At 71.8% G+C, this 13,994-nt stretch carries 13 protein-coding genes; all 13 read right to left on the reverse strand.

Translation table 11 applies throughout. From position 1 onward, the window contains the following. Positions 1–9 precede the first annotated feature (9 nt). The 13 genes from ACI3ET_RS00510 to ACI3ET_RS00570 all read right to left on the reverse strand — a co-directional run bounded on the left by ACI3ET_RS00510 (position 10) and on the right by ACI3ET_RS00570 (position 13,935). Positions 10–834 carry an alpha/beta fold hydrolase gene (locus ACI3ET_RS00510; RefSeq protein ID WP_405030937.1) on the reverse strand — a complete coding sequence of 275 codons (825 nt, stop codon included), beginning with the start codon at positions 832–834 and terminating at the stop codon, positions 10–12. A 19-nt stretch (positions 835–853) separates the two neighbouring features. Then, positions 854–1,855, reverse strand: coding sequence for a LacI family DNA-binding transcriptional regulator (locus ACI3ET_RS00515; protein WP_405030938.1), 1,002 nt, complete (start codon positions 1,853–1,855; stop codon positions 854–856). A 48-nt stretch (positions 1,856–1,903) separates the two neighbouring features. Beyond that, complete coding sequence (locus ACI3ET_RS00520) at positions 1,904–3,370, reverse strand: glycoside hydrolase family 1 protein (protein WP_405030939.1); 1,467 nt, start codon at positions 3,368–3,370, stop codon at positions 1,904–1,906. Then, positions 3,367–4,185, reverse strand: a complete 819-nt coding sequence (locus ACI3ET_RS00525; protein ID WP_405030993.1) for a carbohydrate ABC transporter permease — start codon at positions 4,183–4,185, stop codon at positions 3,367–3,369. The genes ACI3ET_RS00520 and ACI3ET_RS00525 overlap by 4 nt, the downstream gene beginning before the upstream one ends. Next, positions 4,179–5,165, reverse strand: a complete 987-nt coding sequence (locus ACI3ET_RS00530) for a carbohydrate ABC transporter permease (RefSeq protein WP_405030994.1) — start codon at positions 5,163–5,165, stop codon at positions 4,179–4,181. Before ACI3ET_RS00530 ends, ACI3ET_RS00525 begins: the two co-directional genes overlap by 7 nt. Further along, positions 5,162–6,472 (reverse strand): ABC transporter substrate-binding protein, encoded by a 1,311-nt coding sequence (locus tag ACI3ET_RS00535; protein ID WP_405030940.1) that lies wholly within the window; start codon positions 6,470–6,472, stop codon positions 5,162–5,164. The genes ACI3ET_RS00530 and ACI3ET_RS00535 overlap by 4 nt, the downstream gene beginning before the upstream one ends. A 399-nt stretch (positions 6,473–6,871) precedes the next feature. After that, complete coding sequence (locus tag ACI3ET_RS00540; protein ID WP_405030941.1) at positions 6,872–8,059, reverse strand: hypothetical protein; 1,188 nt, start codon at positions 8,057–8,059, stop codon at positions 6,872–6,874. A 3-nt stretch (positions 8,060–8,062) separates the two neighbouring features. Further along, positions 8,063–8,272: a hypothetical protein gene (locus ACI3ET_RS00545; protein ID WP_405030942.1), complete on the reverse strand. Its 210-nt coding sequence runs from the start codon at positions 8,270–8,272 to the stop codon at positions 8,063–8,065. Positions 8,273–8,414: 142 nt separating this feature from the next. Next, positions 8,415–9,386 carry a quinone oxidoreductase family protein gene (locus tag ACI3ET_RS00550; protein WP_405030943.1) on the reverse strand — a complete coding sequence of 324 codons (972 nt, stop codon included), beginning with the start codon at positions 9,384–9,386 and terminating at the stop codon, positions 8,415–8,417. Positions 9,387–9,471: 85 nt separating this feature from the next. Then, positions 9,472–10,776 (reverse strand): MFS transporter, encoded by a 1,305-nt coding sequence (locus ACI3ET_RS00555; RefSeq protein WP_405030945.1) that lies wholly within the window; start codon positions 10,774–10,776, stop codon positions 9,472–9,474. A 52-nt stretch (positions 10,777–10,828) separates the two neighbouring features. Then, on the reverse strand, positions 10,829–12,337 hold the full coding sequence (locus tag ACI3ET_RS00560; protein ID WP_405030946.1) for a tripartite tricarboxylate transporter permease: 1,509 nt from the start codon (positions 12,335–12,337) through the stop codon (positions 10,829–10,831). A 1-nt stretch (position 12,338) separates the two neighbouring features. Then, complete coding sequence (locus ACI3ET_RS00565; protein WP_405030947.1) at positions 12,339–12,845, reverse strand: tripartite tricarboxylate transporter TctB family protein; 507 nt, start codon at positions 12,843–12,845, stop codon at positions 12,339–12,341. Positions 12,846–12,939: 94 nt separating this feature from the next. Continuing rightward, entirely contained in the window at positions 12,940–13,935 is a 996-nt protein-coding gene (locus tag ACI3ET_RS00570) for a tripartite tricarboxylate transporter substrate-binding protein (protein ID WP_405030948.1), read from the reverse strand. Between the last annotated feature and the right edge of the window lie 59 nt (positions 13,936–13,994).

The following is a 13,994-nucleotide window of genomic DNA, read 5'->3' on the forward strand; positions in this document are numbered from 1 at the left end:
TATAGCACGTTATAGCGCCCTGGCCATCACCTCCCTGGCCACCAGCTCCACCTGCCGCTCCGGCAGCCAGTGCCCGGCAGCCACCTCCACGAACCGGTAGTCCCCCACCACGTGCTGCGCGGTCCGCTCGGCAGCTGCGCGTCCCAGGAAGGGGTCGCGACTCCCCCACACGTAGGTCGTCGGCACCGTCACCCTGCCGCCGCGCCCCGGTCGCCGCCCCACCGACGGCCGCAGCATCGCGCGGTACCAGTTGACCGGCCCCCGCAGGTCGCGCGCGCGACCCAGGCGCGCGGCATACCGGCGGTCCTGCTCGACCGGCACGCCCGACCGCGCGAGGCCACCGCGCCGCAGCATCCGGGCCAGGCCACGCTCGGGGAGCACCGGCAGCTGGAGCGCGAGCATGTACCAGCTGCGGCGGCCCTGGTCCGCGTGGCGCACCGCCCACAGCATCGCCGCGGGGTGCGGCGTCGACAGCACCACCAGGCTTGCCACGCGGTCCGGGTGCTGCTCCGCGAGCGCCCACGCGACACCCCCGCCCCAGTCGTGCCCGACGACGTGCGCGCGCTCCACGCCCGCGGCGTCCAGGAGCGCGAGCACGTCCCCGACGAGGTGCTCCATCCGGTATGCCGTCACGCGCCGTGGGCGCGCGCCGCCGGAGTAGCCGCGCTGGTGGGGTGCGAGGGTCCGCAGCCCGGCCTCGTGGAGGAGGGGCGCGACCCCCGCCCACGCCGTCGCGTCCTGCGGGAAGCCGTGCAGCAGGACCACGACCTCACCGTCGGTCGGGCCGCCGTCGAGCACGTCGAAGCGCAGGCCGTCGTGGGCAAAGGAGTCCATGGGCCACGGTAGCGCCGTGTCAGGCGGTCCCGCCCTCCACCAGCCGCGTCGGCAGCACCTCGGACCGCGCCTCCTCGCCCCCCAGCAGCTGGAGCAGCAGCTCGGTGGCGCGCACGGCCATCTCGGACACCGGGTTGGCGACGGTCGTCAACGGTGGCCGCGTCATCGAGGCCGCCGCCGAGGCGTCGAAGCCCACCAGCGCGACGTCCTCGGGGATCCGCCGGCCCGCCGCCTGCAGCTCGGCCATCGCCGCCGTCGCCATGAGGTCCGAGGCCACGAAGACCCCGTCAAGGTCCGGGTGGGCGGCCAGCAGCCGGCGCATCGCGTCCGCGCCCCCCTGCGGGGTGAAGTCCCCGGTCTCCACGGCGTCGGTCGGCAGCCCCGCCTCGGTGAGCACGTCGTGCCAGCCCTGGAGACGGTCGATACCTGCGGCCATGTCGGTCGGGCCGCTGATGGTCCCGATCCGGCGGCAGCCGCGCTCGACCAGGCGACGCGCGGCGATGCGGCCACCCTCACGGTTGTCGACGTCGACGTAGACGAACGCCGTGTCCTGCGTGAGCGGTCGCCCGACGAAGACCGTCGGCAGCCGCGTCTCGGTCAGCGCCGTGATGAGGCTGTCGCCCCGGTGCGCGCTGACGACGATCACCCCGTCGGTGTGCCCCGCCCGCAGGTAGCGCTCCATCCGCTCGGCGTCGCGCGCCGGCTCCCCCATCAGCAGCACCATCTGCAGCGGCGTGTCCGCCAGCCGCTGGCTGACCCCCCGCAGCATGCCGCTGAAGAACGGGTCGGCGAAGATCCGCTCGTCCGGCTCGTGGATGAGCACCGCGACGGAGTCCGGCTCGCGCACGACGAGCGAGCGGGCGGCCCGGTTGGGCAGGTAGCCCAGCTCGGCGATCGCCGCGGTCACCGCATACCTGGCCGTCTCACGCACCCGCGGGTCGGCGTTGACGACGCGCGAGGCGGTCGCGCGCGACACGCCGGCGTGGGCGGCGACGTCCTCCAGCGTCGGCGGTCGTCGCACGCTCACCTCCACCTCACTGTCAGGGCTCTCTGTCGGGTGCCCTCGCCGTCAGGCCACGGGCCCGCCGGTGGGGACCGGTATGCCGACCGCGCTGGCGCGGATCGTGCCCGATCCTGCCACGTCGGCGTACCACCGGGCGCTCGCCTTGGGCGTCCGCTCCTGCGTGTCGTAGTCGACGCGCACGATCCCGAACCGCTTCGTGTAGCCCCACGCCCACTCGAAGTTGTCGAGCAGCGACCACACGAAGTAGCCGTCGACGTCCGCGCCGCGCTCCATCGCGTCGTGGACCGCGCGCAGGTGCCGGTCCAGGTAGTCCACCCGGTCCCGGTCCTCGACGTACCCCGTCTCGTCGGGCTGGTCGTCCGCGGCCGCCCCGTTCTCGGTGACCGCCAGCCGCACGCCCAGCGGGCCGGTGTAGTCCCTGTGCAGGCGCAGCAGCAGGTCGCTGAGCCCGTCGGGCGAGATCTCCCAGCCCATGTCCGAGACGGGTATGCCGCGTCGCACCACGGCCACGTGCTCGGACCCGACCGCGGGCGAGGGTGGGTCGAAGCGGCGGGCCTGGGCCGCCGCGACCGGCGCGAGCTCAGGCGCGCACCCGGCGGCGACGGCCTGCGTCGCGTAGTAGTTGACCCCGAGGACGTCGATCGGTGCGGAGATGACCTCGAGGTCGCCGTCCCGCACGAGGTCGTCGGGCCAGAGCTCGTCCAGGTCCTCCAGCACGTCCTCCGGGTAGGCACCCAGGGTGATCGGCTCGACGAAGAACCGGTTGGCCAGTCCGTCGATCCGGCGAGCGGCGTCCCGGTCGCGCTCGGACGCGGGGTCGAGCGGCTGCGTGTCGGTGAAGTTGAGCGTCAGGCCGAGGCTGAGGTCCGGGTCGCGGCGGCGCAGCTCCTGGGTGACGAGGCCGTGGCCGAGCAGCAGGTGGTGGGCCGCGCGCAGCGCCGCCCGGGGGTCCGTCCGACCGGGCGCGTGCACGCCCGCTCCATACCCGAGGAAGGCCGAGCACCAGGGTTCGTTGAGCGTGGTCCAGTAGTGCACCCGGTCGCCCAGCGCGTCGTGGACGGCCGCGGCGTAGTCCACGAACCGCAGCGCCGTGTCGCGCTCCGGCCAGCCCCCGGCGTCCTCGAGGACCTGGGGCAGGTCCCAGTGGTAGAGCGTGAGCCACGGCGTGACGCCGGCTCCGAGCAGCTCGTCGACGAGACGGGAGTAGAAGTCGAGACCCCCCTGGTTGACCGTGCGCCCGTCCGGGACGACCCTGGGCCAGGCGAGCGAGAAGCGGTAGGCCGAGAGGTTGAGCTCACGCATCAGGGCCACGTCGTCCGGGTAGCGGTGGTAGTGGTCGCACGCGACCGCACCGTCGTGCCCGTGGAGCACCTTGCACGGCTGGCGGGCGAAGGTGTCCCAGATGCTGTCGGACCTGCCGTCCGCGTCCGCGGCGCCCTCGATCTGGTAGGACGCGGTGGCGGCGCCCCAGAGGAAGTCGTCCGGGAAGGACAGGGGTGAACCTGCGGTCATTGCTTCACAGCTCCTTGCATGATGCCGGACACCAGCTGGCGACCGGCCACGACGAACAGCAGGATGAGCGGGATCGTGGCGAGCACGGCCCCCGCGAGGACGAGCGAGTAGTCCACGTAGTGCGCCGCCTGGAGCTGCTGCAGCGCGACGGGCAGGGTGGGGTTGGACGGACCGAGCACGATGAACGGCCAGAAGAAGTTGGTCCACGTCGCGACGAACGTGAACAGGCCGAGCATCGTCGCCGCGGGTCGGGCCGCGGGCAGGCCCACGTGCCAGAAGGTGCGGAACATGCTGGCGCCGTCGACGCGGGCCGCCTCGATGAGCTCCGTCGGCACGGCCTGGCTGAGGTACTGCGTCATCCAGAAGACACCGAAGGCGGTCACCAGCCCGGGCACGATCACCGCGGTCAGCTCACCGGTCCAGCCCAGCCGGGCCATCACCTGGTAGAGCGGGACGACGCCGAGCTGGGTCGGCACCGCCATCGTGGCGATGACGAAGACCAGCAGGGGCTTGGACCCGGGGAAGCGCAGCTTGGCGAAGGCGTAGCCGGCCAGCGTGGAGAAGAACACCACGGAGACGGCCACCGTCGTGGAGACGATGATCGAGTTGAGGGTGGCCTGCCAGAACGGCACGGTGTCCAGCACGGTGGCCGCGTTGCGCAGGAAGTTGCCGCCGGGAAGCAGCGGGAAGCGGGTGCGCGCGAGCACGGTCGAGTCGTGGCTGGCGATCACGAACGACCACCAGAGCGGGAACATGCTGCCGAGGACGACAGCCGCGAGCATCCCGTAGACGGTCCAGCCGGGGCGTCTCACGATCGCTTCCCCTCGTCGTGGGCGATGTGCCGGGTGAGCAGGAAGTTGACGATCCCGAACACCACGATCACCAGGAACAGGAGCACGGCGACCGCGGACGCCATACCGAAGTCGGCGCGGGTCCACCCCAGCTCGTAGAGGTAGATCGTCAGCGTCTGCCACTGCTGGTCGGCGCCGCCGCGACCGAACTGGTCGTACATCTTGGGCTCGTCGAAGATCTGCAGGCCACCGATGGTGGAGGTGATGATGACGAAGATGATCGTGGGGCGCAGCATCGGGACGGTGACCGACCAGAACTGCCGCCACGCCGAGGCTCCGTCGATGGACGCCTGCTCGTAGAGGTCCTTCGGGACCGCCTGCATGGCGGCCAGCAGGATGAGCGCGTTGTAGCCGGTCCAGCGGAAGTTGACCATGGTGGCGATGGCGATGTGGCTGGCGAGCCGGTCGGAGTGCCAGCGGACCGGTTCGATCCCGACCGTCTCGAGCAGCGCGTTGATGAGGCCGAAGCGGTCGGCGAAGAGGTTGGAGAAGATGAGGGCCACCGCCACCGGCGCGACGACGTAGGGCAGCAGGACGCCCATCCGCCACAGGGTCTTGGCCCGCAGGTTGCGGTCCAGCAGCGCCGCGATCAGCAGGGCGGCGAGGATCTGCGGGACCGAGGAGAGCAGGAAGATGCTGACCGTGTTGGCCAGCGCCCGCCAGAAGCCGCGCCCCGTGAGCACGTCGACGAAGTTGGCCATCCCGACGAACTCGCCCTTGCCCATGATCTGGTCCCAGTCGTGCATGGCGACCCACCCGGTGTAGAAGAGCGGGAAGAGGCCGGTGACCAGGAAGAGCAGGAAGAAGGGCGCGATGTAGAGGTACGGCGAGACCTTCGCGTCGAGCCGGCCGAGCCGGCCCCGGCTCTCGCGGCGAGGCGAGACCGGGGCCGGCGCGGGCGCGGGCGCCGGAGGGCGGGGCCGTGGTGGTGGCACCCACGTCAGCCCAGCGCCTCCACGGCGGCCGCGAACTTGTCCCAGCTGCTGTCGGGGTCGTCGGTGCCGTCGACGTCCACCCGGGTGATGGCGTCCTGGAGAGCGGTGTTGATCTCGAAGTAGCGCGGGCCCTTGTGCGGCATCATCGTGACCGCCTCGGCGCGCTCGGCGAGGATCTGCCCGGTCGGTGCGTCGTTGAAGAACGCGTTCGTCGAGCTGAGGAGGACGTCGGACTCCAGCGCCTCGACCTGGCTCGGGAACGTGCCCTTGGCCTCGAAGGCCTTGATCTGCTGCTCCGGGGCGGTCAGCCAGGCAGCCAGCTTCTTGGCCTCCTCGATGTTCTCGCCCTGGGCGGGGACGGTCAGGTAGGAGCCGCCCCAGTTGCCGCCGCCGCCGGGGAAGACGTTGGCGATGTCCCAGCCCTCGACGCCCGCGGCGTTGCCCTCGATGACGCCGAGCATCCAGCCCGGGCACAGCATGGTGGCGAACTCGTCGCCCTGGAAGGCCGAGGCCCAGTCGGCGCTCCACTGGCCCAGGCCGGCGGAGAGCTCGTCGTCGACGGAGGCGGCCAGCACCTGGTCGTAGAGGGCGCGCACCTCGGCGTTCTCCAGCGCGACGATCTCGTCGTCGGCGTCCTCGTAGGCGTAGTCGACCTGGTTGATCATGCCCTGCCACAGGGCGCCCGCGGAGTCGTACCAGGCGGCGTCGGACGCGGCGACGAACTCCTTGCCGACCCCGAAGTAGTCCTCCCACGACTCACCGAGCAGCTCGGCGACCTCCTCGCGGTCGGTCGGCAGACCGGCCTCCTCGAAGAGGTCCGCGCGGTAGCAGACGGCCTCCGGCCCGATGTCGGTCCCGTAGCCCATGAGGGTGCCGTCCTCGAGGGTGACGGCCTCGGTCTTCCAGTCCAGCCAGCGGCCCTCGACGTCCGGCGAGGACAGGTCGACGAACTTGTCGGGGTACTGCTTGAACTCGGTGACCCAGTCGACCTCGATCGCCTCGATGTCCGCGGCGCCGGAGTTGGCGCCGAGGCTGTTGCGCAGGGCCGCGCGGGCGTTGTCCGCGGTGTCCGCCTTGACGTGCTTGACGGTGACGCCGGGGTTCGCGTCCTCGTACTCCGTGAGCAGGTCTTCGTAGCCGAACTCGTTGAAGGTGGCCACGCTGAGCGTGATCTCCTCGCCGCCGCCGGCGGTGCCCTCGCCGCCGTCACCGTCGCCGGATCCGGTGGCGTCGGACTCTCCGCCGCACCCGCTGAGGACGAGCCCGAGGGCCGTGCTCGCGGCGATGAGGTAGTAGGTGTGCTTGCTGCGCTGCATGCCGAACTCCTTTGTCCACGTAGGGAGCACCCGACGTCCATGTCGTCGTGAGAGCGCTCTCACGAACATGATGGAGGCAGGTGCTCCTCGCTGTCAACCCCCACCCGGGTATGCCGTTCGCCGCGTCTCCCGGGGGCCGCGGCGTGCCGGGGACCGGCAGCGGCAGAGTCTCGGGCGGGCGCCAGCTGGCACCCGGTGGTCTTGGCCACCGATGTGCACGGATGTCGCGTCACGGTGGTCGGCCCGACAACCACTGTGACACAAGAGAAGTCGATGTCGTGGAAACGTCGGGCGAGTCCGCCCTCGCGGCGTGCGGGGAGGCGGTGACAGCTCGACCTGCTCGCTGCCGGCCGACCCGCATCACTCGTTCGGTCGCTCGGCCCAGGGACCCACAGCCCTTCAGCCGCCCGGCTGGGCGACCGGTGGGTCGTCGTCGGTAGCCGTGGTCGAGGAGGTCGTGGTCGAGGGTGCGGCCGCGGTGGTGGTCGGGGGTGGGGCCGCGGTGGTGGTCGAGGGTGCGGTCGCGGGAGGTGTCGCCGCGGTCGTCAGGGGTGCGACGGCCCGCTCGAGGATGTCGGTGGCGAACCGCTCGGTGAAACCGGCCGCGAACCCGAGCAGGCCGAAGAAGGCAAAGGTGGCCGGCGTGTCCTGGGTCTGGCTGTCCGGTCCCTGGATGGTGAGCAGTCCCCCGAGCAGGGCGAAGTAGACGACGATCGCGAAGATCCCGCCCACCAGCGGACGCGTGGCACCGATCATCACCTTCTGCGCGCGTGGTGCCGTGTAGTCGAGCACGAGCACCCGCGTCGGGCCGCCGCTGCGGGGAGTCATGCGCTCGAGCACGCTCACCAGCGCGCCGACAGCGCCCGAGAGCGAGGCCGCCAGGAACGCTGGGGCGTTGATCTGACGCGGCCACCACTCGGACGCGGCCCAGCCCAGGACGGCCAGGAGCAACAGCGCGAGGACCAGGCCAGCAGCCACGCCCTGGAGGTACTCGAAACGTGCCTGGCGCTGGATGGCGGCCGTGACGCGCGCCCTGGCCAGCGACCACTCGGCCCGCAGCGACCCGAGGGCCTGCTCGACCGGCTCAGGCTCCCCGCCGACCTTGACGAGGTCTGCGGTGGCCATCAGCCGGGTGAGCACCGAGTAGAGCGTGGCCGCCGCGGCTCGGCGCGGCGCGGCCAGCCTGGCTCGGCCGAAGACCTGTTCCACGTCCCGGCCCAGCTGCCGCACCTGTGCCTCAAGCACGACCAGGTCCTGCTGGTGGGTGTTGGACACGGACAGCAGCCGACCGTCCCGGGTGAGCGCGCAGCCGGCGTACTCGTGCTCGCACCAGTACTCGGCCTCGATGGCGTCGTCGAGCGGTCCGAGGAAGCGCTTCTCGGCCAGCTCCTCGAGCCGTCTGCTCTCGGCGCTGTACCGCGGGTCCCGCTGACGGATCCGTCGCGCCTGCGCGACATGGTCGAAGGACGCGTGCCCCTGGGTCACCGTGGCGTAGAGGTCCGGGAAGTTGCTCTGCACGCGCACCTCGACCGGGTCCGGCGCCTGTGCGGGGCCCACCGGCGTCCCGGCCACCGGCGTCTGCCCCACTGGTCAGTCCGTGTCGCCGTGCTGGGGCATGTCCGGCTCGTTGATCATCGACGGAGCGTCCAGCATCTCCCTGTCCAGGACGACGTCCTCCGCCTCCGAAGCGTCCTCCGCGTCGCCCGGCAGCTCCGGCTCCTGCACCATCCGCGCCTGCCGGTCCTCCTCGACCCAGCCCTCACGACGGGGAAGCTCCGGCTCGCTCGGCACCTGTGTCATGATTCCGCTCCCTTCCGAGATCAGAGTCTCCTCCCCCTCGGCGACCACCGTCAACGGTGCTCCAGTCAGCCCCGCGACCACCGTCAACGGTGCTCCAGTCGGCCCGGGACGGTCTCCTCGTTGCTCACGGGCGCTTGTCTGCTCACGGGACCAGCAGCAGCTTGCCGGTGGTGCCGCCACCCTCGAGGTCCTCGTGGGCCCGGCGAGCGTCGGCCAGCGGATAGCGCTCCCCGACGCGGACGGCCAGCGAGCCGGCGGCGACGGCGCCGAGGACCTCCCCCGCGCGCCAGAGCAGCTCGTCCCGCTCGGCGGCGTAGTGGGCCAGCGTCGGACGGGTCAGGAACAGGGAGCCGCCGCTGCTGAGGCGCATGGGGTCGACCGGCGGCACCGCGCCGCTGGCGGCGCCGAAGAGCACCATCATCCCGCGGGGGCGGAGCACGGACAGACCGGCGTCGAAGGTGTCCTTGCCGACCCCGTCGTAGACGACGTGCACGCCCTCGCCGTCGGTCAGCCGCCGGACCTCGTCCGCGAGGTCGTTCTCCCGGTAGAGCACGATGTCCGTGGCGCCGTGGTCGCGGGCCAGCTGGGCCTTGCCCTCGTTCCCGACCGTGCCGGTGACCCGGACGCCCCTGTCGCGCAGCATCTGGCAGAGCAGGAGGCCGACCCCGCCGGCGGCGGCCGTCACGACGGCGGTCTGGCCCTCGCGCGCCTCGAAGGTCGAGGTGACCAGGTAGTGCGCGGTCATGCCCTGCAGCATCGACGCGGCGGCCAGCTCGAGGTCGAGGCCCTCGGGGACCGGCACGAGCCGGTCGGCGGGGACCAGTGCCTGCTCGGCGTACCCGGTGCCGACGACCATCGCCCATGCGACGCGGTCGCCCACCTGCACGTCCGGAACGCCCTCGCCCACGGCCGAGACGGTCCCGGCGCCCTCGCTGCCGCCGACGAAGGGCAGCGGCAGCGGGTAGCGGCCCTCCCGCTGGTAGACGTCGATGAAGTTGACGCCGCCGGCGGCGAGGTCGACCCGCACCTCCCCCGGTCCGGGCTCGGGAGTCTCCCGCTCGACGAGGGTCAGGACCTCGGGTCCACCGGTCTGCTCCACCACGACTGCACGCATGGGGCGACCCTAGCGGGGCCACGTCGAGCGCGGCCCTGTGGGTGGGAGGCGACGGCGACGGGGCTGCCGGGGAGGTCGTGGCCGCTCACGCTCCTCCTTCCGCCGCTGGACGAGGTCCGGCGGTGTAGCGGGGCCGGTCGCGACCTCCGCCGTATCCGAAGGGCGTTGTCGGCGGGCGCCGGCGCAGGTCGCGCCGGAACCCCGTGCGCGCCGCCAGCGCCAGGACCCCGGCCACCAGGAACGAGGCCGACGCGGTGAACCAGGCGGCCACGAAACCGACCTCGCCGACGACGAGGCCGAACAGCACCGGCCCCAGGGCCCCGCCCGTGAAGGCACCGGCCTGGACGACCGAGGACGCCTGACCGGGCGCGTCCCGACCGACGCGCGCCACGGCATACAGCAGCAGACCCGGCCAGGACCAGCCGAGCGCGAAGGCGACGAAGCCGAAGAGGACGACCGACCAGGCGAACGGCAGGAGGGCGATGAGGGCCAGGCAGGCGCCGCCGACGAACATCTGGACCGCCACGAGGGACAGGTTCCCGCCGTGGCGCCGGTCGGCCCGGTGGCCGCTCACGATCCGCACCACGATCGAGCTGGCCGACCCGGCAGCCATGAGCAGGCCGGCCTGTCCGACGGTCAGACCGATCCCGTGCGCCCAGCTGGCGAGGTAGGCACCGAGGAAGTTGGCCGCGGCGCTGGCGAACGTGATGGAGGCGCCGGCCACGAGGAGCGGGCCGCGCGGCGCCCGCTCGCCCGACCTCAGCCGGCGAGCCCTCACGGGACGTCGTCGCGACCGGTCGGGCAGGAGGGCCGCGACGACGACGACGAGTCCCAGCACCCCGGTCGTGAGGAAGGTGCTGCGCCAGCCCAGCAGGGCCGTGGTGGTGGGGACCGCGAGCCCTCCGAACATGATCGCCGCGGGCACCGCGCTCTGCTTGATGCCGAAGCCGAGTCCCCGACGGTGCGGCGGCAAGGCGGTCGAGACCGTCGCGTTGGAGCTGCCCTGGCAGGCCGCGTTCGCCGCGCCGAGCAGTGCCATGAGCAGCATGAGCGCGACCCAGCCCTCGGCCAGCAGGGCCATGCCCAGGCCACCGGCCGCCACCAGGGTGCCCGCGAGGAGGAGACCACGACGGCGCGACCACCGTTCGAACGCTCCGCCGGCCCCGATCGTGACGAGGGCTGCCACCGCGAAGAAGGCACTGACGGCAGCGCCCAGGCCGGCCGCCCCGAAGTCCAGGTCGCGCCGCATCAGCACCGCCTGCGCCCCGAGCAGGAAGGGCGGGATCGCCCCCAGCGTCGTCAGGGCGCTCGCCCCGAGCATCGTCGCCAGCGCAGACCCGGGGTCGGGAGCTGCGACAGCCTCCCCCGGTCCGGAGCTGACGCGCGGCAACTGGTCTCCGTCCGTCGTGCCTTCCTCGTCCTGACAGGCAGCCCTGCTCAGGTCACTCCTCCTCGGCGAAGACCACCTCGCGCTTCTTGCGCACCGCCGGGAGCAGCGCGAGGACGAGTGCGACGAAGGCCAGTGCCAGCAGGGTCGCGGAGATCGGTCGGGTGATGAAGGTGGTGGGGTCGCCCCTGCTGATGATGAGCGCGCGACGCAGGTTCTCCTCCAGGAACGGGCCGAGGACGAAGCCGAGCAGAAGAGGCACCGGCTCGCAGCCGGCTCGGATCAGCAGGAAGCCGCCGGCGCCGAAGACCACGACCCCCAGGACCTCCCAGATGTTGCCCCGGATGGAGTAGCAGCCGATGGAGGCGAAGATGATGATGGAAGGGAAGAGGATCCAGTAGGGGACCGAGAGCATCTTCACCCAGATGCCGATGAGCGGCAGGTTCAGCAGGACGAGCAGCAGGTTGCCGATCCACATGGAGGCGATGAGGCCCCAGACCAGCTCGGGCTCGTCGGTGAGGACACCCGGTCCGGGGGTGATGCCCTGCAGGATGAGGGCCCCGGCGATCATGGCCATCACCCCGTTGGCCGGCAGGCCCAGCGTGAGGAGCGGGATGAACGAGGTCTGCGCCGCCGCGTTGTTGGCCGCCTCTGGTCCGGCGACGCCCGCGATGGCGCCGCGTCCGAACTCCTGGGGGTTCTTGGAGATGCGCTTCTCCAGGGCGTAGGAACCGAAGGAGGCGAGGACGTGGCCGCCACCGGGCAGCACGCCGAGTATCGAGCCCAGACCCGTGGCGCGGGCCACGGGGCCACCGATCTTGCGCAGGTCGGACCGGGAGGGCCACAGGCCCTTGACGGCACCGACGATGCGGCCGGTGTGGTGGGGGTCGTGCAGGTTGCGCAGGATCTCCGCGATGCCGAAGAGACCGACGGCCACGGAGACGAAGTTGAACCCGCCGTCGAGGGCCGGCTGGCCGAAGGTGAACCGGGCGGTGTTGGTGAAGCTGTCCCGACCGACGGTGGACAGCAGGACGCCCAGCACGATCATCGCCAGCGCCTTGAGCGGCGAGCCGCTGGCGAGGGCGATGGACACGATGAACCCGAGGACGACGACGGAGAAGAGCTCGGCCTGGCCGAACTCCAGGGCGACGTCCGTCAACGGCGGTGCCGCGACGGCGATGACGACGGTGGCCACGGTCCCGGCGATGAACGAGGAGATCGCGGCCACCGCCAGCGCGGTGCCGGCCTTGCCCTGCAGGGCCAGCTGGTGACCGTCGAGAGCTGTCACGGCGGACGACGACTCCCCCGGCAGGTTGATGAGGATCGCGGTCGTGGAGCCGCCGTACTGCGCTCCGTAGTAGATGCCGGCCAGCATGATGATCGCGGTGACCGGTTCGTCGAAGGTGTAGGTGATGGGCAGCAGCATGGCGACCGTGGCGGTCGGCCCGATCCCCGGCAGGACGCCGACCGCTGTGCCCAGGGCCACCCCGACCAGGCAGAAGAGGAGGTTCTGCCACTGGAAGGCCGTCGCGAGCCCGAGCGCCAGGTTGTCGAAGAGCTCCACGTCAGCCCCCCAGCCACTCGCCGAGGAGCGGCAGGCGCTGCTGCAGGGCCAGCACGAAGACCAGCCAGGACCCGACGGACAGGCCGACGGCCGGCAGGACGGCCTGCCGCACGGTGGTGCCCGCGCGCGCGTAGGACGCCAGCACCGAGGTGCCGAAGACCGTGATGAAGAGGCCGAGCCCCTCGAAGGTGAAGGCGAAGAAGAAGAGCGAGGCGAAGATGAACAAGGTGGGCCGCCAGTGGATGCGCCCGAACTGCAGCGGGGCCCCCTGATCCGTCGTCCCGTCCGTCGCGGAAGGGGTGCGGTCCGGCGCGACGAAAGCCTTCACGATGATGCCCGCTCCGAGCGCGGCGAGCACCAGCCCCACCAGGAGCGGCACGTAGGCCGGGCCCATCTGCAGGAGGCTGCCGAGGTCGTAGGAGAGCGAGCCGACGGCGAACGCGCCCCCGATGGCGATGAACATGAGGCCGGCCGCGAGGTCCGCCGACGACCACGTGCGGGACGACACCTCACCCGACGACACCTCGGGGGACGCACCCTCGCGCGACGAGCCGTCGGTCGGCCCGCCGCGCGAGGACGTCGGTCGGTCAGGAGTGCTGATGTCAGCCTCCGGCGGACAGCAGGTCCCGCCACAGCTCGATCTGGTCCTCCAGCTTGGCGGTGTGCGCCTCGGGGGTCGCCTGGTCCTCGGGCACGGGTGCCGTGCCGAGCTTGGCCATCTCGTCGATCACGTTCTGGTCGGTGAGCGCCGCCTGGAGTGCCTCGGTCAGGGTCGCGACGATCTCGTCCGGCGTCTCGGCCGGCACGTAGAGGCCGTGCCAGACGCTGACCTCGAGGTCGAGTCCCGACTCGACGGCCGTCGGCACGTCGGGCAGCGCGTCGATCCGCTCGGGTGTGGTGACGGCGTACGCCTTGACCTCGCCCGCGTTGATCTGGTTGGTGGTGTTGGTGGTCTGGTCGCACATGAGGTCGACCTGCCCACCGACGAGCTCGGTCATCGCGGGACCGGTGCCGTCGTAGGGCACCTCGTTGAGCTCCACCCCCAGCGCGTCCTGCAGCAGCACGCCGCAGAGCTGGGACGCGGCGCCCACGCCGGCGTTGGCGAGGTTGACCGTGTCGGCGTTCTCCTGCAGGTAGGTCGTCAGCTCCTCCATCGTCTCCGGCTCGAAGTCGGACCGGGCGATGATCGTCATCGGCACCTCGGTGACGAGCCCGACCGTCTTGAAGTCCGTGAGCGGGTCGTAGGCGAGGTCCTCGTAGAGGGTCGGGGCTGTCGACATGCCGATGTGGTGCATGAGCACCGTGTAGCCGTCCGGGTCGGCCGAGGCGGCCTCGGCGCCCGCCACGGTGCCGCCTGCACCCTCGACGTTCTCGACGAGCACCTGCTGGCCGAGGGCCTCGCTCATGGGTTCGGCGATGAGGCGGGTGACCGTGTCCGTCGGACCGCCCGCGGAGAACGGGACGATGATGCTGACGCTCTCCTCCGGGTAGTCCGCCGGGTCACTGTCACCGGCGCCGCAGGCAGCCAGGACGAGCATCAGGGGGGCGAGGGCTGCGGTGGCCCGCACGCTCCGCGAAGGCCTTGGAAGAGTTGCCATGTGGTGCTCCGATCGTCGTTGACCCGGGGGCGAGCAAGCGGGCTCTGGCGACAAGGTAC

The organism is Ornithinimicrobium jinqii, assembly GCF_045032595.1.
GTDB lineage: Bacteria > Actinomycetota > Actinomycetes > Actinomycetales > Dermatophilaceae > Ornithinicoccus.

What these genes read in the sequence shown, in the direction of transcription:
- ACI3ET_RS00550 (WP_405030943.1), bottom strand. Translation starts at nt 9,386, where the DNA reads ATGCGTGCAGTCGTGGTGGAGCAGACCGGTGGACCCGAGGTCCTGACC.
- ACI3ET_RS00510 (WP_405030937.1), bottom strand. Translation starts at nt 834, where the DNA reads ATGGACTCCTTTGCCCACGACGGCCTGCGCTTCGACGTGCTCGACGGC.
- ACI3ET_RS00545 (WP_405030942.1), bottom strand. Translation starts at nt 8,272, where the DNA reads ATGACACAGGTGCCGAGCGAGCCGGAGCTTCCCCGTCGTGAGGGCTGG.
- ACI3ET_RS00570 (WP_405030948.1), bottom strand. Translation starts at nt 13,935, where the DNA reads ATGGCAACTCTTCCAAGGCCTTCGCGGAGCGTGCGGGCCACCGCAGCC.
- ACI3ET_RS00535 (WP_405030940.1), bottom strand. Translation starts at nt 6,472, where the DNA reads ATGCAGCGCAGCAAGCACACCTACTACCTCATCGCCGCGAGCACGGCC.
- ACI3ET_RS00520 (WP_405030939.1), bottom strand. Translation starts at nt 3,370, where the DNA reads ATGACCGCAGGTTCACCCCTGTCCTTCCCGGACGACTTCCTCTGGGGC.